This window comes from Streptomyces sp. NPDC023481 (assembly GCF_055560195.1).
On the sequence record NZ_JBVHJE010000030.1, the window covers coordinates 1 to 22,399 of the forward strand.

A 22,399-nucleotide genomic window follows, 5' to 3' on the forward strand; every position below is an offset into this window, starting at 1 on the left:
GGTGGGTGATCGAAAGGACGATGTCGTGGCTGTCCGGCTACCGCAGACTCAGCCCCCGCTACGAACGCAATCCCCGCAACTACCTGGCCTTCCTCAGTCTCGCCGCGGCCTTGTGCTGCTACAAGCGCCTCGTCCGCCTCACCACGTAGGACACGGTCTTAGCCCTCCACCGGTTCGCCGTCCACTTCGTACGCCCACTCATCAAGCGGGGCGTCATGAAGGGCGGCCTCCAGGCCCATGAGGATTACAGCGCTACGCCGGTGCTCCCCCGCCCGCCGCGTCCCAGCCGTCCAGGACGGCGGCCAGGGCAAGGAAGGAGTAACCACCGCGCGCGATGACACGGACCGGCACCGCGCGCCCCGCTCGCCGCCGAGCGCCTGCCCGCCGCGCCGGCCCGCAGGTCGCACCCTCGGTCGCGTCCTGGGTCCTGCCCTGGGTCGCATCCTGCGTCCCGGCCTCGGTCGCATCCTGGGTCGCGCCGGTGTCGCCCCGGATTCCAGCGAAACCCCCAACTCAGCGCCGTGATCGAAGACGATCTGGCGCGCCGACTACTTCCCTGAGGCGGGGTCTGTCAGGGCGTGCTGCCGGGCGTGGCCGGTCCCCTGGTCGGGGTTGGCGCCCGCCGAGGTGCCGCCCGCTGCGACAACGACGGCAAGGACTGCGGCGGTCGCGGCGACCGTGGCGATGCCGGCGGTGACCGGGGTGCTGAGAGCCGGGCGGCGGTGAACCGCGTAGACCACGGCGCCGACGGTGAGCGGGACGACCAGGACCAGGAGCACGATGACCAGCAGAGCGAGCGTGGACATGAGTTCTGTTTCCCCCTAGGGAGCAGCACGCGGACGGTCCGCGTGGACGGGTGAAGGGCGAGCCCTCTTTGCCCTTGGGTCACGGGATGACTCCCGGGCAGGGCAGCCTCAGGGTCAGGGATGCGGGGGTTAGCCCCGCAAGGCCGTCTGACCAGCTCTTTCACACCTCTTGTGAGCCTCGTCACTCGGTGAGACCGGGCAACGGTGTTGACACAGTGGTTATGGGGGAAATCGGCACCGATGTTTGGGGCGATCTCGGTCTTCTTCGAGCAAGCCGAGCCGTGACGGGCGGACAGCGCAGCCGCCTGGTGCTCGCCGAAGTTCACCGCCTCGCGCGCGAGCGACACGCGCGCGCCTTGGGACCGGCCGGAGCCCACGCCGGGGTGGTGAAGAAGAGTTCGGACCGTGCCGCGATGATCGGGCGATGACCGCCCACCGCCCGCCGGACACCGGACCCGCCACCGCCGTGTCTCACATGAGAGACACCGACCCGCCGGCGCCGCGCGCGCAGCTCGCCGCAGAACGTCTCCCGGCCTTTCCGGCCGCCGAGCCGAAGCCGCGCCCGATCGCCGGGCGCCGCGCGCTCGGGGCCGGCCCCGCCCCCGGGTTCGTACCGGCCCTTGGTGAAAGTTCCTGAGGGTCTGCGGGCTCACGATGAGGAGGCCCTGGAATTGCTGGCGATCCCGCAGGAGCCTCAGAAGGACGTCGCGCAGCTCTCCGAATACATCGGTGCCGCACCCGGCGGTAACGAGGAAGAACCCGTCTGCTGCTCCGTTTTGCGGCTCCGCGTGATCCCGTGGTGGTCGCGAACTGGGTCAGCTTCAATGTGATCGACACAGAGCGGCAGGACTGGGCGCGCGTCTGGGCGAAGCTCAAGGAGTTCACCGAGCGTGAGGGCCACGCCCGGGTGCCGTACCCGTTTGTTGCCATAGCGGAAGCCTAGACATCCCGGCACTGCGAACGCACCGCATTACGTGGGCTCCGCCTGGGGCCACGGCCGCGCTCCCCCGACCGGTCAGCCCTCGGCTCGTTCCTATCCTGTACGTGGACCGCACCGGGGTGCAGTGGCGCTACCTGCCGCACGACTTCCCACCCTGGGATGCTACGGCTACTTTGCCAAGTGGCAGAAAGACGGCGTTTTCGCCCAGCTCACCGGCGTGCTGCGCAGGCCGTTAAGACAGCAGGAGGGTAAGGAAGCGGAGCCGTCCGCGTGCGTCATCGACACCCAAAGCGTGAAGACCTCCACCAGTATCCTCGCCGCCGGGCAGGGGACCGACGCGGCGAAGAAGATCGTCGGCCGCAAGCGGAGCATCGTCACCGACACCCTCGGACTGCTGCTCGCAGTGCTGGTCACGGCCGCGAGCGTGCAGGACTCCGTCGCCGGCACCCACCTGATTGACCAGGTGGCCGCCGCGCACCCCACCATCCGCAAACCCTGGGTCGACGGCGGCTACCGCCAGCACCTCGTCGAGCACGCCGCCGCCCCCGGCATCGACATGGAAATTGTCCAACGCACCCCCGGGGCCAAGGGCTTCACTCCGCTGCCCAAGCGCTGGACCGTGGAGCGGACCTACGGATGGCTGATGTGCCATCACCGCCTGGCGCGCGACTACGAGACCCTGCCCGTCCGCTCCGAAGCCATGATTCACCTCGCCATGACCGACCCGATGGCCCGCCGCCTCACCGGCGAAGCCACCATCTCCTGACGCGACCCGACAACACGGGATCAAACAGTATTTCCGGGACGAAACTTCGGGAGAAAACGACCTCTAAGCCGCTGTGAGACGGGCGACTATCGACCGCCGTCCTGATAGCGGTAGTCGTAGTAGTCCTTGCTGCCCACGAGGACAGAGGTGACGTACCTCGGCAGACCGTCTGAGTCCCGCTCGATCTCCTGCGAGGTCTGCCGGGTGAAGCCCAGGGATACCCCGGGGATCACCGGGTACTCGGGCTGCGACCTGTCGACCGTCCAGCCCCGATCGACGGCACGCCGGAAGAGGTCCTCGGCAGGGGTGGTGAACACTTCGTCCCCCTCGAGAAGGACGCGTGTGGTGGACGTGCGGCCCTCACCGGGCCACCACAGCTCGATCGCGGTGACCTGGGTCCCGCCCTCGGCCAGGGCCTGCAGGCCGACGTGGTCGAGGGTCCAGGACGCCTTCGCCGAGTTCCGGCTCGGGCGCCTCAGTACCCGGGGCTCGCCCCAGTCGGGCACCGCGGCGAGCGCCTCGTCGAGCGTCATGCCCAGCAGGATCGGCGCGACTCCGCGCGGGGGGTCGAGTACCAGATCCATCGGCTAAATCCCTCATTCCTTCGCAGCGTCGTCATTTCAGGATGTCGTAGTTTATCGTCCATCCTTTCTTCGTCAGCATGGCCTGGAACTTCTTGTTGTTCTTCAGGCTGTCGACCATGTCCTTGATGTGAGTGTCGTACTTGTTGCCGTACAGCTCACGGATCTCGTCGATGTCCATCTGCATGGCCTGGTCCCAGTGTCCGGCGTCGATCAGCTTCCGCTGTTTGGCGCGCCATTCCTCGCTCTCCTTGCTGGAGCCCGTGCTCGTCAGGTCGCGGTGGTCTTCGGCGTCCATGCGGATCGCGGGGCCCATGCCGGCGCCACCGCCGTTCTTGTTGGTGCGGAAGCCGGGCAGGTCCAGGTGGGCGTAGGACGCCTTGGCGGGGATGTGGTTGATCTCCTGGTCCACGGGGTTGATGCGCTGCTTGTCGTCATCCAGGAGGTTCGCGGGTTTCAGCCCGCTGTACCAGCCGCCGTTTTCCGTGCATCCCTTGGCGATCAGACCCTCGGGGTCCATCCGGGTGTGCGGGTTGGTGACGTATGCCACCGGGTTGGGCGCCGGGCCCAGGCCGAGCGGGTCGGGGCTTGTGTAGCGTGCGGTGTCGGGGTCGTAGTGGCGCTGGTAGTTGTAGTAGAAGCCGGTCTCGGCGTCGTCGTACTGGCCGGGCAGGCGCAGTGGGGTGTACGCCGCCGCGTCCCGGTTCCAGCTCGTGGTGCCCCAGACGGTGGACCGACCACGCCAGGCGATCTTCCCCTGTGGGTCGACGAGTTCGCTGGGTGCGCCCACCAGGTCTGTGACGATCGCGAAGAAGCGTGCGTCGACCTCGCTCTGCTGGTGCCCGGGGCTTGTGCGGCGCTCGAGCTGGGTCAGGGGGCGGTGGCCGTCGTAGTCCCAGGTGGTGGTGATGTGGTGGGCCGTGTCCGTCTGCTCGGCCAGCCGGGTGCCGTCCCAGGTGAAGTGGACGGACTGCACGGCGGTGCGCCCGTCGTCGGCCATGCGGTGCTTGGCCGTGCGCCGCCCGAGCGGGTCGTACGAGTACGTCCACCGGGTGCCGTCGGGGGTGACGCAGGCGATGAGGCGGTTCTCCTCGTCCCAGGTGTAGCGCCAGGTGTCCGGCTTCTTCGACAGCCGTGTCTTCTGGCGCAGTATGGTGCGTCCCGCGGCGTCGTACTCGTAGCGGATCCGTCCGGCGGTCAGGACGCGGGTGCCCTCGTAGGTGCGTTCTCCGCGGCCCTCCGTGCGCGCGGCCTGATCGGGCCACTCTGCGGTGGTCTCGTTGCCGACGCTGTCGTAGGAGTATGACTCCGACCAGTTTTCGGCTCTGACGCGCAGGGGGCGGCCGACCGGGTCGAGGTCGAAGCTGCGGCTCGTGCTGCTCAGTTCGTCGGAGATTCGCTCCAGGCAGCCGTCGGCCCGGTAGTCGTATGCCCGGGCGCGCAGGGTCCGGCCGCCGGCGGTCAGCATCTGTGAGGTCAGCCGGCCCATGTCATTCCACCCTGAGGTGAGGGTGACCGGTTCTTCGGCAGGTCCGAAGCGGCGGGTCAGCTCTTTGCCCCACGCGTCGTGGGTGGAGGTCAGGGCATGGCCGTCGCTGAGCAGCGCCGTGCGGTTGCCCACCGCGTCATAGGTGGACCGGGTCATGGCGCCGGTGGGCGTGGTGCGTGTGGTGCGCCGTCCGGCGGCGTCGTAGGTGAAGCGGGTGGTGCGCCCGTCGACGGTCTCGGCGATGACCCGGCCGACCACGTCGCGTTCCACGGTCAGCGTGGAGGTGGGCGAGATCAGTGAGCTGACGCGGCCGGCCGCGTCGTAGGTGTAGCGGGTGTGCCGACCTGCCACGTCCTTGGTAATGACGCGGCCCATCACGTCGTACTCGCTGGTGATCCGGGCGCCGAGCGGCGTCGCGCGTGCGAGGGGTCGGCCTATCGGGTCGATCTCGTAGGTGACCGTGCGCCCGTCAAAGTCGGACTCGGAGGTCAGGTTGCCGGCCGCGTCGTAGGTGTACTTCCAGGTCAGGCCCTGTGGGTTGAGGACTTCTGTCAGGCGCAGTTCGGTGTCGTAAGCGAAGGAGTATCGGGCGCCGTCCGCGCCGGTGCGGGCGGCGAGTCGGTCGAAGTGCGTGTACTCGAAGTGGGTTACGGCGCCGCTGGGGCCGGTGTGGGAGGTGCAGTTGCCCTCCGCGTCCCAGGTCCAGCGTTCCTCGGACCCGTCGGGGGCCACGCGCCGGGCGAGCCAGCCCTGGGGCAGCCACTCCAAGACGGTGGTGGCGCCGCCGGGGGCGGTGGCGCGGACGGGCCGGCCGAAGGCGTCACGCTGAACCGACGCGGTGTGGCCGTGGGCGTCGGTGCGGGTCAGCACGAGGCCTGCCGCGTCGTTGGTGAGGTGCTCGGTTGCGCCGGTCGGATCGGTCAGGGTGAGCAGTGCGCCGCGGGCGTCGTAGGAGAAGTGCGTCTCGGTGCCGTCCGGTGCCGTGATGCGGGTGCGGTTGCCGCGCTCGTCGAAGGACTGCCGCCAGGTTGTGCCGTCGGCCCCCGTGACCTGTTGCGGCAGGTTGAGGTCGTTGTAGCTGGTGGTCGACTCGGTGCCGTCGGGGAACTGGATGCGTGCCAGGTTGCCTCGCTCGTCCCAGGTGAAGCGGGCGGTGTTGCCGAGCTGGTCGGTGCGCTCCAGCAGGTTGTCGTGGCGGTCCCACACGAAGTGGACGGTGTGGCCGAGTGGGTCGGTCTCGGAGACGGTCTGTCCGAGCGCGTTGAGCCGGGTGACGGTGACCGCGCCGGTCGAGTCGGTGAACCGGGTGACGCGCTCGGCGGTGTCGTACGCGAACTGTGAGGACAGCGCTCCGTCGGGACCGATCGTCTCCACGACCCGGCCGGCCGCGTCGTACACGTACGCGTAGGGGTGGCCGTTTCGGTCGGTCCACGACGTCACCCGGTGCTCGTCGTCGTAAGTGAAACGCAGTGGAACGGTGTCGCAGAAGGATGTGACGTCGCTCAGGTTGCCGCCGTCGTCGTAGCCGAAGGAGGCGACTTTGACCGGGCCGTCCGCGGTGCGCAGCTCCAGGGTCGCGACGCGGCCGCTCGCCCGGTCGCAGGTGGCCCGCACGTCGTAGCCGCCGTCGTGGACGACGGCGCTGGGCAAACCCTCGTCGTCGCGGACGATCTGTACGGTGTTGCCGTTGCGGTCCTCGATCTCGCTGAGCCAGTACAGGCCGCCGGAGGTGTAGGGGCTGCCGACGAAGCGGCGTATGTGGCCCGAGTAGGGGTCGGTGGTGGCGTAGGTGATCTCACCCAGCGCGTTGCGGTCGACATAGGTGAGCGGAACGCGCTCGCCTTCGACCGGCTCGATGGGATCGTCGACCGAGGTCGGCACTCGCGGGTAGACGAGAAGTGAGCCGTCATCGCGGGCCCAGATCGCACCGCGGCCCGTCAGCTCCAGGCGCTCGTCCAGCGTCGAGGCCCAGCTCGGCCCGAAGCAATGCCCATAGCGGTAACCGGATATGTGGGTGCGCCGCAGTACCAAGGGCAGCACGCCCGGCAGACCCAGATCGGTCTGGGAGAGCACCATCTCGCCGCTTGCGACATCGACGGGGTCGGTCTTGCAACGCCGCCGGGTCAGGGCGACGGCTTTCCCACGCGCATTGGCCAGGGCGTCCTTCAGTGAGGCGGGCAGACGCTTGCCCAGGCCGTCCAGGCGGGTGCGCCCGCCATCATGCCCGCCGCCCTTCTTGCCGCCTCCGATGGCGTTGACCCGGTCACGGACATCGAGGTCGATGCCCTTGTGCAAGCGGGAAGTGGCCTTCACCCGGTCCGGAATGGTCTCCGTGATGTGCGTGGAGATCTTTTTCAGGGCCTTCTCCGAGCCCTTGATCGCACCGTGCAGTACGTCGTCGAAGACCCGTGTGAAGGGGTCGCGGCCCTTGCTGCGGCCGAACGCCCCCCTGACCCGTCCCAAAGGTGATGACGCGGCAGTGTGCATCTCGCTGCCGTGCCTGGATACCTTGCCCGCGCCGTCCTCGAACTCGACGTGATCGATCTTGGTGGTCCTGCCCGCGTGACTGCCGGAGCCGCCAGCCCCGGCCGAGGCGAGCTGCATCCCGCTATGGCCGCCCTTTGGACCGTGCCCGGTGCCGCTGCCTGCTGCCGGCGGCAGGGAGAAGGCGCCCTTCGCCAGGTCGAGGACCATGTCCTCGACCATTGCCTCCAGCTTGGCGTTGACCGGCTCGGTGACCTTCGCGATCACCTCGTCGACGATCCGGTCCACCGCCTCGTCGAGGATCCGCTTGACAACCTGCCGCATAGCCGTGATCTCGGCTGCACCGAGCACCGCTGACAGGCCGCCGGTCACCCACGCGAGCCCGATGGACAGCCCCGCCGATCCGGCCATGATGGCCAGCTCGGCCTCCGCCTTGGTCTTCATCCAGAAGATGATGTCGGCAAGGACGTCACACGCATCCGCGAACAGGCGGGCGAGCTCAGGAAGTTTCTCCAGATGGCTGGCCTTGACCTGGTTCCAGTGCTTCTCCATCGCATCGACGGCCCAGCCCTGGGACGAGGACAGGATCCGTGACACAGCTTTGTGCGCGTCCGCGCCATGTCCCACGAACTTGTCCGCGAAATCCCGCATCCCGTCGGCCATTTCACGGTAATCGTCCTCATCCACGTTCGGGAACTTGACCCCGATGAAGTCCAGCACCTCATCGAGCCAGCCCGGAATCGTGTAACCCATCCCCGTACCTCTCCCCCGTGTTTCTCCGAGCCCACGGACAACACACAGCCAGCGCGTTCGCGATCATGAACTCTAGTAGATGGCAAAGACAGCAAGACACCGCCAAGCAAGCCAGCATTGGCGGGGTGTCCCCCGTCCCGTGCTCGCGCCGCGGACCTCGACGGGGCCCGTTGCACAGCTGCGAACGCCCCCACGCGGCATAGCCGCCAGACGAGTGCTCGCCCAGACGAGCCAGCTGTACAGACCCTGCAGACGAGGAGAGTATGGAAGACGGCAGAACCTTGCTCACCGCGGCTGGGCTCGGCCACAGGCCGGATATCGGTTGGCCGGGCGGAAGGTGATGCCGTACTCGCGGCCGAACCGGTTGGCCTCAGCCGCCGAGCCGCCCACCGAGCGCAGGTAGAAGGCGTAGGCCACCGACGCGACAGACCCCAGAGGCTGCCGAGCTGGCGCGCAGTGCGCACCCTCTCCTCCAGGCCGTCAGACGGCGGCACATGCAGCCGGGAACCGAGGTGCACGTACAGGCGCAGCGCGTCCATCTCCGAGCAGCGCAGCTCCACCAGCCGCTCGCCGTCAGCCGGCCCGACGCACCCGTGATCGGGGTCGGGGCTGGCCTCGGTGTACACCAGCGCATCCCGGCCGTGCCCCGTCAGCCGGAGGGCCCACACAACGGGCCCACCCTCATACACCGACAGCTCCGCGCGCATCTCCCGGCCGGCCAACTCCACCAGGGGGTGTCCTGGCGATCTTCGACGTCAGTACGCTCTCCGGAAGACCAGGACCTGATACCCCAGGTCGGCGAACAACGGGGAAGGCCAGTAATGCGGGTCGAGTACGACGCATCGGCGAACATGGCGTACATCTACCTCGTCGACAGCATCGCCCCAGGAGAGGCCGTCCGGCAGGTACCTGCCGAGGACGACACGGCGATACTCGACTACGACTCACACGGACGACTTCTGGGCATCGAACTGTTCAGCGCCAGACGGCGGTTGCACCCGGAGCTGCTGGCCAGCGCCGAGAGGATCGACCGTGAGCCACGTCCGGGAAGTGCGTGATTCGTTGAGACAGTTATGGGGAATCGGGGCGATCTGACGGATGCCCATAGGAGGACCGCGGGGCGGCGCAGCGGGAGGGGACCCGTTCGCGGGTTCTGACGACCGAGGCCGTCATACGCGCGGCAGTACGCGACGGAGCAGCCGCCTTCTGACATTCTGCAGGGGCTGGTTGATCAGGGGGAAGTCATGGACGAACACGAGCTGAAGCGCGCAGCCGACGTGGGGCTGGCACAGCGAGAAGCCGATAAACGCACGGTCGAGCGCATGCGGGCCATTGCTCTCCGGCTGTTCTGTGTCGCCTTTTTCTTCGGCCTCTGCGGTTGGCTGCTGGACAAGCTCTGAGCCACGGTTCGCCGTCATCGCCGCCTGCTGTCGACGGCGGTCACGGGATGCAGGTAGCGATGCCTGCCCACACCGACCACAGCAGGGCCTACACCAGGACGGCCGGAACGGCGTCCTCAGCCGTCCAGTCCCCCTCGAACAGGGCGGCCACCAGGCGTGCGTGATGGTCGGGGAGCTGGCTGGAGCGGTGCTTGGTGCGTGCCTTGGCGAGCCAGGCGCCGATCTTGACGGTGTCGCCGTCGACGCGGATCGTCTCGCGTGCGGCCGGGATGCGACCTTCGCGGTGCAGGAAGAGGTCCAAGAGCTGGACGGTCTGCTCGAAGGTGCGGCGGGTACGGCGGACAATCCAGCGGCGTCTACCCCAGTGTCCGCGTGCAACACCTGTTCCTGCAGCGCGGCGCATAGAGCGGCACAGGAGCGGCACAGGCGCAGGCCCTGACCAGCCGCCCCGGCTATGGCGTAGCTGACGCTGCACGGCCAGCTCGTAAAAGCCCTGTCGGTTGAGGACGACGACGTCGTCCAACGGGAAGTCGTTGGCCTTCTGCAGGCAGACCGCGGTTGCCGGGCCCGGCCACCCCACCTGGAGTGAAGCCGTGCTGGCCTCCCTGCACGCCATCGCCGACGATGTCAGCCGCGTCGGCGCGATGCTCGCCCCCGCTCCCACACCGGTGATCAGTGGGATTCTCGACCTGGACCGCACCCTGTTCGGCGACCCGGCTGCCGACTGGACCATTCGCATGGCCAGCGCCAAGCAGGACGAGCGCACTGCCTTCTGGGACACCTACGGGTTCGGTGACGCCTCCGCCGCCGCCACCTGGCGAGCCCTCGTGTACGAAGCCCGCCATCTCGGCGCCGTCCGCCTGGAGCGGCACCGGCTCCACAACGACGACGGAGTGCGCGACACATACCGTTCCATGGCCGGCGTCTTGGCCGAGTTGACCTGACCGCTGCGAGGGGCACCACCAGCAGCGGTCGGTCAGGAATCAGTCCAACACGACAGGATGCTGGGGGATGCGGCCGTCACGAACGCGGGCGATCAGCTCGGCAAGGCCTACGGGATAGACCGTCTCCTGGGTGCGGCGCAGGTCGGGAACGGTCCACCAGCGGTATTCGCGGATGTTGTCGGGCTGCGTGGCGCGGGCCGGGTCGACGGCGGCCGCGTCGACGCGGGCGAGGAAGTACTTCTCCACCTGGCGGACCGGGTGTCCGCCCACCAGGTGGTCCTTGCTGCGCTCGGCGAGCTGCACGCCCAGTTCGACAGCCTGCTCATCGATGCCGAGTTCCTCGTGCAGCTCGCGGAGCGTTGCCGTGGTGTCGTCCTCCCCCGGCTTCAGGGAGCCGCCCGGTGTGGCCCAGAAGCCGCCGTTCTCGTCGTACCGCAGCAACCGGACGCGTTCGTCGGCGTCGACCAGGATGGCGCGGGCAGCCTTCCTCAGCGGCGGGGAGGTCGTCATGTCCTCCAGTGTGGCAGTCCCCGGAAGGGGGTCAGAACCGCTCGACGAGGTAGGAGCCGATACACGCCGCGTCCAGATCGCAGGCCTGGAAGGTGGCGAGCGCGAGGGCGGGAGTCTCGACGATGGGCTCGCGGTCGTTGAAGGACGTGTTCAGGACAGGGGCACTCCCGTGAACTGGTGGAAGTGTTCGATCAGCGCCCCGTAGGCGGGCGCGGCGGCCGGGTCGACGGTCTGGACACGAGCGGTGCCGTCGACATGCACGACTCCGGCGATCTTGTCGGCGTGGTCGGGGCGTACAGGCGGGGCGAGCAGCATGAAACGGGCTGAGGACGCCGAGATCGAACCAGGCGCCGGCGTGGTCGGCGAGGACGCTCGGGGCGAATGGCCGGAACGGTTCGCGGTGTTTGATCCTTTCGTTCAGGGCGTGGGAGCTGGCTGTGGTGCGGGGGTCAGCGAGAATGCTGCGGGCGCCCAAGGCGCGGGGTCCGAGCTCGCTGCCGCCCTGGAACCAGCCGATGATCTTCCCGTCGGCGATCATCTGGGCGGCCGTGCGGGCGATGTCGCTCTCGCGCCTCCATGTGAACGGTGTCCGGCGGCGTTCGACCAGACCGGAGCGCGGATCGCGGCGCAGGGCCTGCTCGATCTCCTCGCTCGTGTAGTCGCGGCCGAAGTAGTCGCTGGACAGAGGCCGCCGGGGCAGGTCGCCGGTGAGCCGGTGCCAGGCATACAGGGCGCAGCCCAGGGCCTGACCGCGGTCGCTGGCGGCAGGCGGGGCGAAGTAGCCGGTGACCGTGTCCAGGCGGTGGAGCTTGTCGGCGGCGACGCAGTTGAGGGCCACGCCGCCGGCGAAGCACAGGTTGCCCAGCCCTGTCGCGGCGATGGCCTGCTCGGCGAGCGCACAGGGCACGCTCGGTCTCGGCCTGGACGTATGCCGCCGCGTTCTTTCCGAGCTCGAGCGCGCCGCGGCTGTCGTACGGGCCGAAGTCGAAGCCGGTCCGCTCGGCGAGATCGGCGACGCCGGAAGCGCGGGTACGGGTGAGACGTCCGTAGACCTGGGTGTCGACGACATCGAAGAGCGGGGCGAGGTAGAGGGAGGCGTCGCCGTACGAGGCGAGCGCCATGGTCTTGCCAGCCTCCTGCTCGTGCCAGCCCAGCCAGTTGGTGAACGCTTCGTACGTCGCGCCGATCCCGCCCGCGCAGGGCCGGGTGGAAGGGTTGCCGCCCAGGCGTTCGATCCCGTCGGGGGTAGCCCGGTAGTAGGTCTCGGTGTCGTTGTTGTTGCCGCCTCCGTCGACGACCAGCACGGTCGCCTCCTTGTACGGACTGAGGCAGTAGGCGGTGAGCGCGTGGCTGAGGTGGTGGTCGACAGGGAGGATCCGTTCGCCGTCGATGCCGAGGTGAGCGAGGCCGGTGTCGGTCCGGGCGGGCGGGGTCTTGCCGATGCCGCTGACCGCGACCAGGTCGATGTCGGCGCGGGTGAGGCCGACGGCGCGCAGGCAGTACAGGAGCGAGGCTTCCCATCCGGGGCTGTGGCGGGTGCGGTTGAGGCGTTCCTCGCTGATCGCGACCATTACGGTGTCGGTGATCAGGGCGGCACCGCCGTCGTGACCCACGTTGATCCCGACGACGCACGGCGTGCTGATCGTCATCAGGCGGCCCCCTGTCGGGGGCGGCGAGCGGGTTCCACAGCCGGGTGTGTCCGGCCGAGTCACGGTGTCGGGCGCCGAGCTGGCAGAGTTGGACGGTGCCGCCTCGGTGCGCGATCTCCGGGGTGAAGGGGTGCCCGAGGGCGTCCAACCCGCCGAGCTGGGTGTAGGCGTCGACGAACTGCTCGTCCACGGCCGGCCGCGCCGTGGGCGCGGGTGCGGAGGTTGAGGCGCCGCGCGGTCTGGTCGAGGCCCGCGTCCGCGAGCACACCGGCGACTTGCGCGAGTACCGCCGCGCGGGTGGCGCCGTCGGTATCGATGATCGCCGTTGGGATCGGGCACAGCGTGGGGGCGATGTCCGTGTAGAGGTGTGGAGCCGCTCCTGGAGGCCTTCGTCGAACCACTGCTTCCACCTGGGGAGTTCGGAGACCTTGCCCCGGCGGGTGAGGCTCTGGTCGGGGCTGACCAGGAGGATAGCGGTGCGGACCGTCTCCGGGAGTTCGGGGGCGATGCGGCGGGCGTAGAAGTCTCGGGCCGTGCGGTAGGGCAGGGTGTCCTCGGCCGGGGCGCGTAGCAGTAGGCGAGGGCTCCGAGGTGATTGCGGTCGGAGATGATCAGACGGGTGTACTTGTCGGCGGCGATGGCGGCGTTCTGCTCGTCGTGGCTGCGATGGTTGGTGCCGTGGAGGCGAAGTAGCGCAGGGCTGCGAACTCAGCCTCGATCCAGTTCAGCCAGGGCCCGTAGGTCGGCAGGAAGACCAGCTCGATGTCGTTGTCGCCCGCCCAGGTGCGGACCTTGGCGTGCTTGTGTGGGGAGAAGTTACCCAGCACCACGTACAGCTTCTGGCCGGCCCAGCGGGCGCGCAGGGCTTTGAATAGGTCGAGGAACTCGCGCCAGCGCTTGCGCGGGCGGATGAGGTAGTACAGCTTGCCGGTGGCCAGATCGAGGGCGGCGAGCATGTGCCGCACGCCGCCTGTGTGGTTGTAGGTGGCCCGCAGTCGGCGGGGACGTCTTACCGGCCCCCATGCCTTGCTCTTGCGGGGCATCAGGTTCAGCGGCCCGAACTCGTCGGCGGGTGGAGTGTCGTACAACGCCAGGACACGGTGCATCTTGGCGATGAACTCCGGGTCGGTGGACGCCTTCCACGGTCGTGGTCTTCCAGGAGACCTTGGCCTGACGCAGGATCCGGCGCAGGGACTCCCGGCTGATGGCCGCAGTCACCTTCTGCTTGACCAGGTGCTCGGCGAGCCTGCCCAGGTTCCAGGTGGAGAACGCGGTGAGCTCCCAGTCGGCGTGGGACGGCCGGGCGATCAGGCAGATGTGCTCGCGCACCTTGTCACTGATCGTCTTGGGGCGTCCCCCGCTCCATTTTGGGTCCAGCGCGTCGAACCCCCGCTCATTGAAGGTGTGGATGACTGGTCTGCGCCGGCGACCTGATCGGACCGTGCGCGGCGTGCCAGCGCAAGACACACAAGTACAGGCGCGGCGGCCTGCCCTTGTGCCGGTGGTGTCTCGGCCCGGTAGGGAGAAGTGGGGCCCGGCGGTGCGCTTCATCGGCACGCGCGACTGGGGCACTTCGTTTGGATCATCCGGCGTTGCGTAGCATCGCCCCTCAGGACTGGGGAGGTGTGAGACGTGGGAATGTTCAGAAGGAAGCGCAGTGGGCAGCGGGTACCTCCGCCCGAACTGGTTGCCGAGGCCAAGGCGAATCCAGGGGGCTGGGTATACGAGATCGACGGGAACATGGTCGATGATCCGAACGGGGCTGTGCCCCCTGAGGCCATCATCGCGGCTTGGCAAGTAGACGCTCGCGGCAGGCTCTCGGGCGGCTATCAGGCGAACCCGAACTACCGACCTGGGGCGACAGAGCAGTAGCTCGTATCGGGTGACGTGGTACGGCCGTTTCATCCCGGTCGTCGACTCGTTGATCTGGTTGTGCCGTTGACGCGCAGTCAGCGCAGATCGAGCCATTACTCCCGGATCGGACGCCGCGACGGGGTGGCCGGTGGCGGGATCACCGTGAGGTGATTGACGTGATCGCCTGGAAGCTCCAGACCGGACCGCAGTGGGTCCACCTCCCAGAGAAATACGGTAACTGCCGTCGACGGCCCGATCCGCAACCGGTTGTAGACGCCTCGACAGTGAACGCCACCACTCCAGCACCGCGGGGTTCGCCGCAATCCGCGTCGACTACTGCGCCGAGGTCCCGGCCAGGGCACGTCCAGACACGGGGGGCCTGCTCGGTGCCGCGGACCTCGCCAGTCCGGCCGGGTGTGGTGCTGGGGACGGGGGCTATGTGGCGGTACGGTCCCGCGCCACTACAGACGGCAGGCAGCCAGAAGGCGGGATGGTGTCGGAAGTTCGGTCGCTTGAGTCGGCTCGGTCACTGGAGTCGGGCGGGTCAGAGGGGGAGGGTTATCCCGAGGGCTCGCATCGCGCTGGACGGGGGGCCGCCTTCGGAGCGCTCAGTTTTCCGGCCTTTGGTGCGCGGTTGCAGGGTTGCGGGGTCGATGGCCTCGGCCGGGGCGGAGCTGGCGTACAGGCCATCGGGTTCGGTGTCGCGGCCGTGCGGGAGGGGCCAGAAGACGCGGCGGCGGAAGGTACCGGAGGCGCGGGAGGCTTTGGCGTCGCTGGCAAGGGTGGCGTAGCCGACCATGCGGCCGTCGCGGTGGTAGGCAGGCTTGCCTGTTCGGGTGGGGAGGGGATTCGAACGGTGCTGGTTCTGGTGCTTGCCGCTGGTGCGGGGAGCGTGCAGTTGCGGAAGTTGACGCAATGCCCCAGGGTGTCGTCCCTGATATCGGGCACCGGCCCTGCGCCGTGGGAACCTGGATGGATGGCTGATCGTCCTCTTGGGCATGCCTCGCGTTCTCATTCTTGGAATCGACCCACGTGCAGTGCCTGGTAGGGACGGAGACGCCCTTCGAGCGGCCCTCGACCAGGAACTGGCCCGATTCGGCGAGCACACCATCGATGCGTCCATGACGCTGATCGAGCTGGATGAGTCGGCCGAGCCGGCGATCGTTGCAGCACTGTCCGAGCGCAGCTGGGACGTCGTTGTCATCGGGGGTGGGATTCGCAAACCGGAACCGCTTCTGCCGCTCTTTGAGCAGGTGGTGAATCTGGTCCGCCGTCACGCGCCGAAGGCGGCGATCGCGTTCAACACGAGCGGCGGCGACAGCGTCGAAGCAGCCAAGCGGTGGCTGTGAGCCAGATCGTGTCGACGGCGTCTTCTCCAGGAGCTGTGGTCGCGAAAGTCCCCCAGCTCCTGGGTGGGTTCGCCTACTTGGCCGGGGGCTCGGTGGTTCCCTTCGGCCGCCTGTTGGGCCGGTAGCTGGGGCTGTTCATGATGACTTGGTGGCTGGAGTTGATCAGCCGGGCCAGGAGCGACTCGGCGACGACGGGGTTGGGGAAGAGGGGATACCAGTCGCTGGGCGCCCTGTTGCTGGTGATGATCAGGGACCGGCTCTGCCGCTCGGATACAAGTTCGTAGAGGTCGTCGGCCTGGGATGCGGACAGCTGGCGCATGGCGAAGTCGTCGACGATGAGCAGGTCGGGGCGGATGAGTTCGCACATGCGCTTGTCCCAGGTGCGGTCCGCGTGGCCCCCGGCGAGTTCGGCGCGGATGCCGCTGGTCTTGGCGAAGCGGACGTTGGCGCCCTGGCGGACAGCCTGGTGGCCGAGGGCCTGGGCGACGTGTGTCTTCCCGACGCCGACGGGGTCGAACAGAGTGACGGACTCGCCGGAGTGGAGCCAGCGCATGGCCGCGAGGTCGCGGATCTGGGCGGCTGGCAGCTTCGGGGAGGCGTTGAAGTCGAAGCCCTCCAGGGTGGCTTGCTGCTCGAACTTGGCCTTGCGCAGGCGGCGTTCGAGCGCGACGGATTCACGCCGGGTGATCTCGTCGTGGCAGAGGGCCTGGAGGACGTCGAGGTGTTCGAGTTCGCCTTTCTGGGCCTGGGTGAGGCGGGCGCCGAGGGTTTCGAGCATCCCGGACAGCCGCAGGGTCTTGAGGGAGTCGCGCAGGGCGGTGGTCATCACGCTCATCGGGCAGCCTCCTCGGCGTCGGCGTGGCCCTGGTCGTCGTGGACGCTGCCGGGATCTGGGTGGGGACGGTAGCGGCGAACAGGCCCTCGGGTCCGTGCAGAAAGGCCGAGGCTCCGGCGTCGCCGGTCTCGGGTTCCGGGTCGGTCTCGGTGCCGGCGACCAGGATGCCCTTGACGGTGCGGTAGGACGGGTCGCCGACCGCGATCGCCTTGCGGCAGGGCGGCCTCCAGGCGGGTGTCGCCGTACTTCTTCCGCAGCCCGAGCACCCCCTGGGCGGCCCGGAGCCGGTAGAGGGAGTTGACCTCCAGGAGCTGGTCGATCACCTCCCGGCAGGCGTCCCCGACCTGGGATGCCTGGCCGCGGCACCAGAACGGCGTCCTCATCTGGAAAGCGATCTTCTCGGGCGGGTAGTCGCCTCTGTCGGTGCGTTTGTGCTGTTCCAGGGCGGCGTGGGTCTTGACCAGCTCGCCCTCGTGGAAGACCTGCACCGTGACGGCGGTGGAGCGGACATCGACACGGCGGCCGATCAGTGTCCAGGGCACCGAATAGAGGGTGCGGCCGACCTTGATGTGGATGTCCGGGCCGACCGCCTTCGACCATCTGGCCAGCACGAACGGCTCGGCCGGCAGCGGAAGCAGAGCCTCGGCCTCCACTGCCTCGAACACCGCCAGCGGCTTCGCACCCTCCAGCGGTCGGCCCTGCCGCTGACCGGCGACTTTCCTCACCCAGAGCAGGGCCTCGGCCTGCATGCGCGCCAGCGAAGTGAACGACCGCCCGCTCCAGTTCGAGTCGCGGACATACGGCATGGGCCGCCCCACCCCGTGCTTGTCCTTCGGCTTCGAAGCGCGGGCCGGGTCCACCAACGCGCCGTAGTAGGCGGCGAGTTCGGCATACGACTTGTTGATCTGCGGGTCGTAGAGGTCCGTGTCCACCCCGGTCTTCAGGTTGTCCGGCACACCAGACGCCGCGGGACACCGCCGAAGAAGCGGAACGCTTCCGCGTGCGCTTCGGTCCAGGCATGCTGGTCCATGTGGGCCACCGGGCTGACGAACATGTGCCGCGAGGCGGGCAGCACCATCACGAACGCCTAGATCCGGTGCCGTTTCCCGGTCGCCGGGTTGATCCACTGCGCCAGGAAGCCGTAGTCGATCTGGGCCTCCGAGCCCGGCACGACGTTCTCCCGGCACCGTGACCTTCGAGCGGGCCGCCTCCTCGGGCAGGTTCTCGTGCACCCAACGGCGGAACGTCGACAGCGACACCCTCAACTTGCCTTCGTCCCGGAGCCGTTGGTTGATGGTGGTGACGGTCGTAGTCGCGGTGCGGCTCGATCTCTGCCCACCGCACCTGGTTCAGCCTCCGGCTGGCCAGCTCCGGAAACCAGCTCTTGAGCAGCTTGGCCCAGTCCGCTTCGCTCATCGGCGGCCCACCCGGGATAATCCCGGCCGCCTCCGCCGGCGCCAGATACTTCCTGATCGTCTTGCGGTCCACCCCCAGCGAGGTGGACACCTGGCTCTTGGACCGGCCCGCGTACCAGTGCACATAGATCTCGACGATGTCGACCACGGTGAATGTTCTCCTTGCTATCCGGTGCGTCCGTCGGCCTCTCGGCTCGCAGGTCAAGGGACCTCGACGGCTCCGAGAGGCCAGGACCCTCAACCCGGGCACCGGCATGCCCGTGGGGAACCCGACCGATTCACAAGGGAGATCCAAAAGCTTCGCAAACCATACGAAACAGGGAACATCAGGCTAGTTCGAGCATGGTCAGCGGCACCATCGACGGTCAGCGTCGTGACCACGGGGGTGGGGAATTGGCTGACGCCGATCATGCACATCGTGGGGAATTGTTTGACCGTCGACATACAGGCTAAAGCGCGCTTTCGACGCCAGGGGTAATGGGTGTGGACACGAGGAAGAGCACAGCACGTACCCACACCCGCACGGTGCAGGGAGCAACTCGCGGCCCAGGCACCGCCGATCGCAGCGGGACCATCCCCGCAGGCGCGGGTAGCACACTCACTGACCTGCATTCTTACCGCCCCATCGGCTCACCTTTCATGACTTTCACTGAATCCGACATACCAGGTGAAGCGCCCCTTCGATACGGGACGCCGTCACCCGCCGGCGGGATGAGGGCGGTTTGGCATCCCCGCACCTCTGTGGGCCAAGGCCGGACGTTCGCCTCGCGGATTTCGTTGGCGTCCAGGACGATTCCCCACGTGCGGGGATGGTCCCGTCCCACCGGTGTCTGGAAGGCCCGAGCGGCCGCGCCGGGAACAACCGGGCCGGCCAACACGGTTGCATCGGCTGAGAGACCGGCGTCGCACCAGGTTGCGGGCCTCAAGATCGCGGTGCCCCGCCGCGCACTCAGACCAAGACGTTTTTCTGCGGGAGGATTGCTTCATGACTGACCGGCCCTTGACGCTCATGGCAGTGCACGCCCACCCCGACGACGAAGCCACCGGAACTGGAGGGGTCCTCGCGCGGTACGCGGCGGAAGGCATCCGCACGGTTCTCGTGACGTGTACCGACGGCCGTTGCGGTGACGGACCAGGAGGTGTCAAGCCGGGGGATCCCGGACACGATCCGGCGGCCGTCGCCTCGATGCGCCGTCAAGAACTGGAAGCGAGCTGTGCCGTCTTGAAGGTCAGCGATCTGGAGACGTTGGACTATGCCGACTCGGGGATGATGGGCTGGCCGAGCAACGACGCCCCCGGATCCTTCTGGCAGACCCCCGTGCAGGAAGGCGCGGCCCGGCTCGCGGAGCTCATGCGCCATTACCGACCTGATGTGGTCGTCACCTACGACGAGAACGGATTCTACGGCCACCCCGACCACATCCAGGCCCACCGCATCACGATGGCCGCGCTGGAGATGACCACGCTGGCACCGAAGGTGTACTGGACCACGATGCCCCGTTCGATGATGAAGCGATTCGGCGAGATCATGCGCGAGTTTCATGAGGACATGCCTGAGCCGGATCCGGCCCAGGCCGCCGCTATAGCCGAGATCGGCCTCCCCGACGATGAGGTCACCACATGGGTGGACACGACCCGGTTCAGCGGTCAGAAGTTTGACGCGTTGGCCGCGCACGCCAGTCAGGGTGAGAACATCTTCTTCCTCAAGCTGGGAAACGAAATGTTCGGCGAGTTGATGGGCGTAGAGACCTTCGTACGGGTCCAGAACAGCACCGGCGCAGCCATACCCGAGAACGACCTTTTCGCCGGACTGCGCTGATCGGTCCATGCCCGGCCGGGAAAGTGCATCGGCTGCACGACGCGCGATCGAGCAGGTCACACGCCCGCAGAATGGTCCACGCGAGTCCCGCTTCGGCAGCCCGCTTCCAGGACTCGTCGACGCGTGCCCGACCTCCAACCCGACACGGCGCTCGTCCCGCAAACCACCTGGCCACCGCACGGTACACATCCGGCGTGTCCGGCGGGCGAATATCGCTGCGGAGGTCGACCGGGAGCGAGGTTGCTCCCACCTCGCCGGCCGTTCTGCGGGGCCTCTCCCCGCAACGCGGGGAGAGGCCCCGAGGTCCTCGGCTTGGGTTCGAACGAGGGACCGTCCCCGCATGTGCGGGGAGCAAAACTGCATTCTTACCGTGCCATCGGCTTCTCTTTCATGAGTTTCACTGAATCCGGCATACCTATCAAAGCGAATATTTGAGGCGGCTGCCGTAGCCAGCCAGCGCCGTGAGCACGCGGCGGCAGCCGCACCTGTGAGGGCCACGGCCGGCCATTCGGCCTCACTGACGTCGCGGAGCGAAGACCCGCGCAGACCCGGGGCATACCTGCGGGCGCGGGGAGCAGGCGTCTAACCCGCAGATGAGACCGAACCCGGCGGGACCATCTCCGCACGCGTGGGGAGCGCTTCCGCCACTTCTCGATCGCGGCCATCCCCGCGGGTGCGGGGAGTAAGACAGCCTTCTCCGGCATAGCCAGTCTGATACGTGACCACTTCTGTATTGGGTTAAGAGAAGGCATCATCGACCATCCGCGCCAGCGCGCCGACCGACTCCGAGGTCAGACGATAGAACCCCCGGAGGCTGACCGAACGCTCAAGTCGGCCATCCACCAGATACTTCAGCCCACGCGTCTGCCCCCGGCGGTTGCGCCACGTGAGCCCCGCCAGAACGTTCCCTGGTATCGGCATGTCGAAGCGTATAGGCGTCGCGTCCACGTGCACCGCCGTGGCACCGCAGCCATTGGCACCAAGCATCGACCAGCCGCCGTGACCCGGAAACGCCGGATCCTGCCAGCTGCTGGGGGCAGTGCCGCAGCACTCGCGCCGGTCCATGTCGATCACCCGCATCCGGCTCACGAGGTACACGGCGCACCGATTGACGTGCAGCGCGTACACCTCGTCCCCGGCTCGGGCACCCGACCAGGTGGGCAGGGAGGAATGGACGCCGCTGAAGGCCACTGGTGGCCGCTCTCCCGCGTGACCCGCCTTACGCAAGGCACGGCAGGTGTCATGGGTCCACAAGACGGTGAAGGCATCAGGCATGCCGTGATCTTATGAACGACCACTGACAAACCTTCGCTCACAGATTCTTTCGGCCACATGGTCTCTAGCAGGCAAGGGGAAGAACCGCTCTCCCCGCACCGGTTCGTTGGGGCCATCTCCGCACGCGCGGGGAGCAGGCTGGCAGCCGGGCGGCTGGCACTGGCAGGTCGGGACCATCTCCGCGGGTTCGGGGAGCAGGCCGGCGAACAGGCCGAACGGCGTTGCCCGGTGGGATTATCCCCGCGGGTGCGGGAGCGGGAGCAGAGCGTCCTGGGCCGCCCGCAACCGATCAGGAAGGGATCATCCCCGCGGATGTGGGGAGCAGACCAGCTCGGCCGGCCTCCAGGACGACGAGAGACCATCCCCACTCCACGATCGTCAGAGCTCATCAGCATGCCGCCGCCAACGGACACACCATGCCGGTTCTACCCGCGCGGCCAGGCAGCCGGGACGCTCGGCGGAAGCACGATCTCGTCCAGATGCAGCCACCGGTCTTCCCCACCCTGGTCAGGGAGCAGGAACCGAACGTCTCCAGCCTCGTCCGCCTCGAACGGAGCATCTCCCACCGCCTGCAGCAGAGCCCGCAGTCTCGGATGCGGCGCCTGCATCGCCCGGCCGCGCACCCCCTCGCTCCGCAGGGCCGCCAAGGTGTAGGACGCAACGTTCACCCCGGTACGCCGATACCCGTTGGCGTGGTCAACAGCTTCCGGATGCTCCACGATCGAGGCCAGGGCCTCCGGCCCGGCGACCGTGTACGTCAATACCAACTCTCCACGCTGAAGCACCACCTGGGCCCCCCGTGTCATCAGCAAGCCGTCCTGAGTCCCGTGGGTCGACAGCGCCACCTTGCCGACCATCGGCCCCATCGCGAGTTCGCGTACATCGTCGGACTGTTTTACCGTCGCGTCCACGAACCGCTCGGAGTCGGGCAGCACCAGGACACAATGCCCATTCCATGACGTGCCCGTCCAAGTCGGTGTCAGCGAGCCGTACCGGGTTCCGCCTCCGTCCGGGTTCCGGATTGCGAGGTAGACCGGCAGCAGCTCGGCCCGCACCCCCAGTTGCCCGTAGGCATTGCGCAGAGTCTGACGCGCGTCCACACAGACGTTCGCCGGAACGCGGCCGTCGGCAAGGGCCACCCACAAATACGGCAGTACCAGCTCCGCCAACTGGTCCGGCTTCGTGTGCTCCATCATCCGAGCCACGTGGTCCAGGTTCCCCCGCAGCTGCAATCCGCTGCCCCGTAACTCCGATGCTTCCCCTCGCGGACGTGATATCGCAGGACCGCTTGCGACCCGCTTCTGCGGTGTTCGGTGCTTCCTGCCACGCTGCTGCTTCGACATGAGCAGAGCCTAAAGATTACATTCACTCAGCAATAGACTGCATGCAGAGCGTCACGACTCAGCAAGTCACCCCCACCGCTCGGCATCGGCCATAAGAGCTCGTAACACGATCATGGTCGGGCTTTCTTGAGGCGTCTCCAGCAGATGAGGCCGCAGGCCAGGGAGACGAGGGCATCGTGCAGGTCGA

The 22,399-nt window shown here is 67.9% G+C and carries 16 protein-coding genes and 9 pseudogenes; 9 read left to right on the forward strand and 16 right to left on the reverse strand.

All coding sequences use genetic code 11. The features are described from left to right. A pseudogene (locus ACZ3ZD_RS35690) lies at positions 1-149 on the forward strand (IS5/IS1182 family transposase); the annotation flags it as partial. A 399-nt stretch (positions 150-548) separates the two neighbouring features. Here the strand turns inward: ACZ3ZD_RS35690 and ACZ3ZD_RS35695 are convergent. Further along, complete coding sequence (locus ACZ3ZD_RS35695; protein WP_467407161.1) at positions 549-806, reverse strand: hypothetical protein; 258 nt, start codon at positions 804-806, stop codon at positions 549-551. Between the two features lie 796 nt (positions 807-1,602). Here ACZ3ZD_RS35695 and ACZ3ZD_RS35700 point away from each other — a divergent pair. Next, positions 1,603-1,749, forward strand: a complete 147-nt coding sequence (locus ACZ3ZD_RS35700) for a hypothetical protein (RefSeq protein ID WP_467407163.1) — start codon at positions 1,603-1,605, stop codon at positions 1,747-1,749. A gap of 2 nt (positions 1,750-1,751) precedes the next feature. After that, positions 1,752-2,512: pseudogene (locus ACZ3ZD_RS35705) on the forward strand (IS5 family transposase). 86 nt (positions 2,513-2,598) lie between these two features. Here ACZ3ZD_RS35705 and ACZ3ZD_RS35710 read toward each other — a convergent pair. The 3 genes from ACZ3ZD_RS35710 to ACZ3ZD_RS35720 all read right to left on the reverse strand — a co-directional run bounded on the left by ACZ3ZD_RS35710 (position 2,599) and on the right by ACZ3ZD_RS35720 (position 8,236). Beyond that, complete coding sequence (locus tag ACZ3ZD_RS35710; protein ID WP_467407166.1) at positions 2,599-3,096, reverse strand: hypothetical protein; 498 nt, start codon at positions 3,094-3,096, stop codon at positions 2,599-2,601. A 31-nt stretch (positions 3,097-3,127) separates the two neighbouring features. After that, the gene (locus ACZ3ZD_RS35715) at positions 3,128-7,819 is read right to left on the reverse strand and encodes a DUF6531 domain-containing protein (RefSeq protein ID WP_467407168.1); all 4,692 of its coding nucleotides are present in this window, start codon (positions 7,817-7,819) and stop codon (positions 3,128-3,130) included. A gap of 285 nt (positions 7,820-8,104) precedes the next feature. Then, on the reverse strand, positions 8,105-8,236 hold the full coding sequence (locus tag ACZ3ZD_RS35720; protein WP_467407170.1) for a DUF6417 family protein: 132 nt from the start codon (positions 8,234-8,236) through the stop codon (positions 8,105-8,107). A 404-nt stretch (positions 8,237-8,640) separates the two neighbouring features. Here ACZ3ZD_RS35720 and ACZ3ZD_RS35725 point away from each other — a divergent pair, with 404 nt between their 5' ends. Beyond that, positions 8,641-8,877 (forward strand): DUF2283 domain-containing protein, encoded by a 237-nt coding sequence (locus tag ACZ3ZD_RS35725; protein WP_467407173.1) that lies wholly within the window; start codon positions 8,641-8,643, stop codon positions 8,875-8,877. A 186-nt stretch (positions 8,878-9,063) separates the two neighbouring features. Next, positions 9,064-9,219 (forward strand): hypothetical protein, encoded by a 156-nt coding sequence (locus ACZ3ZD_RS35730; protein WP_467407175.1) that lies wholly within the window; start codon positions 9,064-9,066, stop codon positions 9,217-9,219. Positions 9,220-9,307: 88 nt separating this feature from the next. Here the strand turns inward: ACZ3ZD_RS35730 and ACZ3ZD_RS35735 are convergent, their stop codons facing one another. After that, positions 9,308-9,520 carry a hypothetical protein gene (locus ACZ3ZD_RS35735; RefSeq protein WP_467407179.1) on the reverse strand — a complete coding sequence of 71 codons (213 nt, stop codon included), beginning with the start codon at positions 9,518-9,520 and terminating at the stop codon, positions 9,308-9,310. Between the two features lie 292 nt (positions 9,521-9,812). Between ACZ3ZD_RS35735 and ACZ3ZD_RS35740 the strand changes: the two genes are divergently transcribed. Then, the gene (locus tag ACZ3ZD_RS35740; RefSeq protein WP_467407181.1) at positions 9,813-10,163 is read left to right on the forward strand and encodes a hypothetical protein; all 351 of its coding nucleotides are present in this window, start codon (positions 9,813-9,815) and stop codon (positions 10,161-10,163) included. A gap of 39 nt (positions 10,164-10,202) precedes the next feature. Here the strand turns inward: ACZ3ZD_RS35740 and ACZ3ZD_RS35745 are convergent, their stop codons facing one another. The 6 genes and pseudogenes from ACZ3ZD_RS35745 to ACZ3ZD_RS35770 all read right to left on the reverse strand — a co-directional run. Continuing rightward, a complete protein-coding gene (locus tag ACZ3ZD_RS35745; RefSeq protein ID WP_467407184.1) occupies positions 10,203-10,673 on the reverse strand; it encodes an NUDIX hydrolase in 471 nt (156 codons plus the stop codon). A 31-nt stretch (positions 10,674-10,704) separates the two neighbouring features. After that, positions 10,705-10,988 (reverse strand): annotated as a pseudogene (locus ACZ3ZD_RS35750) (carbamoyltransferase C-terminal domain-containing protein). Between the two features lie 55 nt (positions 10,989-11,043). After that, positions 11,044-11,742 (reverse strand): annotated as a pseudogene (locus tag ACZ3ZD_RS35755) (carbamoyltransferase C-terminal domain-containing protein); the annotation flags it as partial. A 1-nt stretch (position 11,743) separates the two neighbouring features. Continuing rightward, positions 11,744-12,322, reverse strand: a pseudogene (locus tag ACZ3ZD_RS35760) (carbamoyltransferase N-terminal domain-containing protein); the annotation flags it as partial. 611 nt (positions 12,323-12,933) lie between these two features. Beyond that, entirely contained in the window at positions 12,934-13,536 is a 603-nt protein-coding gene (locus ACZ3ZD_RS35765; protein ID WP_467407202.1) for an IS630 family transposase, read from the reverse strand. Beyond that, positions 13,511-14,290: pseudogene (locus ACZ3ZD_RS35770) on the reverse strand (helix-turn-helix domain-containing protein); the annotation flags it as partial. The pseudogene ACZ3ZD_RS35770 and the gene ACZ3ZD_RS35765, both read right to left, overlap by 26 nt. Between ACZ3ZD_RS35770 and ACZ3ZD_RS35775 the strand changes: the two are divergent. Further along, positions 14,275-14,406, forward strand: a pseudogene (locus tag ACZ3ZD_RS35775) (transposase); the annotation flags it as partial. The pseudogenes ACZ3ZD_RS35770 and ACZ3ZD_RS35775 sit on opposite strands and share 16 nt — an antisense overlap. Positions 14,407-14,720: 314 nt before the next feature. On the opposite strand, the pseudogene ACZ3ZD_RS35780 reads toward ACZ3ZD_RS35775, so the two are convergent. Next, positions 14,721-15,020: pseudogene (locus ACZ3ZD_RS35780) on the reverse strand (DUF6009 family protein); the annotation flags it as partial. Positions 15,021-15,174: 154 nt separating this feature from the next. Here ACZ3ZD_RS35780 and ACZ3ZD_RS35785 point away from each other — a divergent pair. Further along, positions 15,175-15,525, forward strand: a complete 351-nt coding sequence (locus tag ACZ3ZD_RS35785; protein ID WP_467407187.1) for a hypothetical protein — start codon at positions 15,175-15,177, stop codon at positions 15,523-15,525. Between the two features lie 73 nt (positions 15,526-15,598). Here ACZ3ZD_RS35785 and istB read toward each other — a convergent pair whose 3' ends face one another. Together istB and istA are read right to left on the reverse strand one after the other, a co-directional pair. Continuing rightward, entirely contained in the window at positions 15,599-16,360 is a 762-nt protein-coding gene (istB, locus tag ACZ3ZD_RS35790) for an IS21-like element helper ATPase IstB (protein WP_467407190.1), read from the reverse strand. Positions 16,361-16,445: 85 nt separating this feature from the next. Beyond that, positions 16,446-17,923: pseudogene (gene istA / locus ACZ3ZD_RS35795) on the reverse strand (IS21 family transposase); the annotation flags it as partial. An 837-nt stretch (positions 17,924-18,760) separates the two neighbouring features. Here istA and ACZ3ZD_RS35800 point away from each other — a divergent pair. After that, on the forward strand, positions 18,761-19,594 hold the full coding sequence (locus tag ACZ3ZD_RS35800) for a PIG-L family deacetylase (protein ID WP_467407195.1): 834 nt from the start codon (positions 18,761-18,763) through the stop codon (positions 19,592-19,594). A gap of 738 nt (positions 19,595-20,332) precedes the next feature. Here ACZ3ZD_RS35800 and ACZ3ZD_RS35805 read toward each other — a convergent pair. Both ACZ3ZD_RS35805 and ACZ3ZD_RS35810 read right to left on the reverse strand, forming a co-directional pair. After that, positions 20,333-20,869 (reverse strand): hypothetical protein, encoded by a 537-nt coding sequence (locus tag ACZ3ZD_RS35805; protein ID WP_467407197.1) that lies wholly within the window; start codon positions 20,867-20,869, stop codon positions 20,333-20,335. A gap of 425 nt (positions 20,870-21,294) precedes the next feature. Then, positions 21,295-22,212: a hypothetical protein gene (locus tag ACZ3ZD_RS35810; RefSeq protein ID WP_467407200.1), complete on the reverse strand. Its 918-nt coding sequence runs from the start codon at positions 22,210-22,212 to the stop codon at positions 21,295-21,297. Positions 22,213-22,399 lie beyond the last annotated feature (187 nt).

Excerpts from the sequence above, each read along its gene's own strand:
- ACZ3ZD_RS35695 (WP_467407161.1), bottom strand. The coding sequence starts at position 806 with ATGTCCACGCTCGCTCTGCTGGTCATCGTGCTCCTGGTCCTGGTCGTC.
- ACZ3ZD_RS35710 (WP_467407166.1), bottom strand. The coding sequence starts at position 3,096 with ATGGATCTGGTACTCGACCCCCCGCGCGGAGTCGCGCCGATCCTGCTG.
- ACZ3ZD_RS35715 (WP_467407168.1), bottom strand. The coding sequence starts at position 7,819 with ATGGGTTACACGATTCCGGGCTGGCTCGATGAGGTGCTGGACTTCATC.
- ACZ3ZD_RS35725 (WP_467407173.1), top strand. The coding sequence starts at position 8,641 with ATGCGGGTCGAGTACGACGCATCGGCGAACATGGCGTACATCTACCTC.
- ACZ3ZD_RS35730 (WP_467407175.1), top strand. The coding sequence starts at position 9,064 with ATGGACGAACACGAGCTGAAGCGCGCAGCCGACGTGGGGCTGGCACAG.
- ACZ3ZD_RS35745 (WP_467407184.1), bottom strand. The coding sequence starts at position 10,673 with ATGACGACCTCCCCGCCGCTGAGGAAGGCTGCCCGCGCCATCCTGGTC.
- ACZ3ZD_RS35785 (WP_467407187.1), top strand. The coding sequence starts at position 15,175 with ATGCCTCGCGTTCTCATTCTTGGAATCGACCCACGTGCAGTGCCTGGT.
- istB (WP_467407190.1), bottom strand. The coding sequence starts at position 16,360 with ATGAGCGTGATGACCACCGCCCTGCGCGACTCCCTCAAGACCCTGCGG.
- ACZ3ZD_RS35800 (WP_467407195.1), top strand. The coding sequence starts at position 18,761 with ATGACTGACCGGCCCTTGACGCTCATGGCAGTGCACGCCCACCCCGAC.
- ACZ3ZD_RS35805 (WP_467407197.1), bottom strand. The coding sequence starts at position 20,869 with ATGCCTGATGCCTTCACCGTCTTGTGGACCCATGACACCTGCCGTGCC.
- ACZ3ZD_RS35810 (WP_467407200.1), bottom strand. The coding sequence starts at position 22,212 with ATGTCGAAGCAGCAGCGTGGCAGGAAGCACCGAACACCGCAGAAGCGG.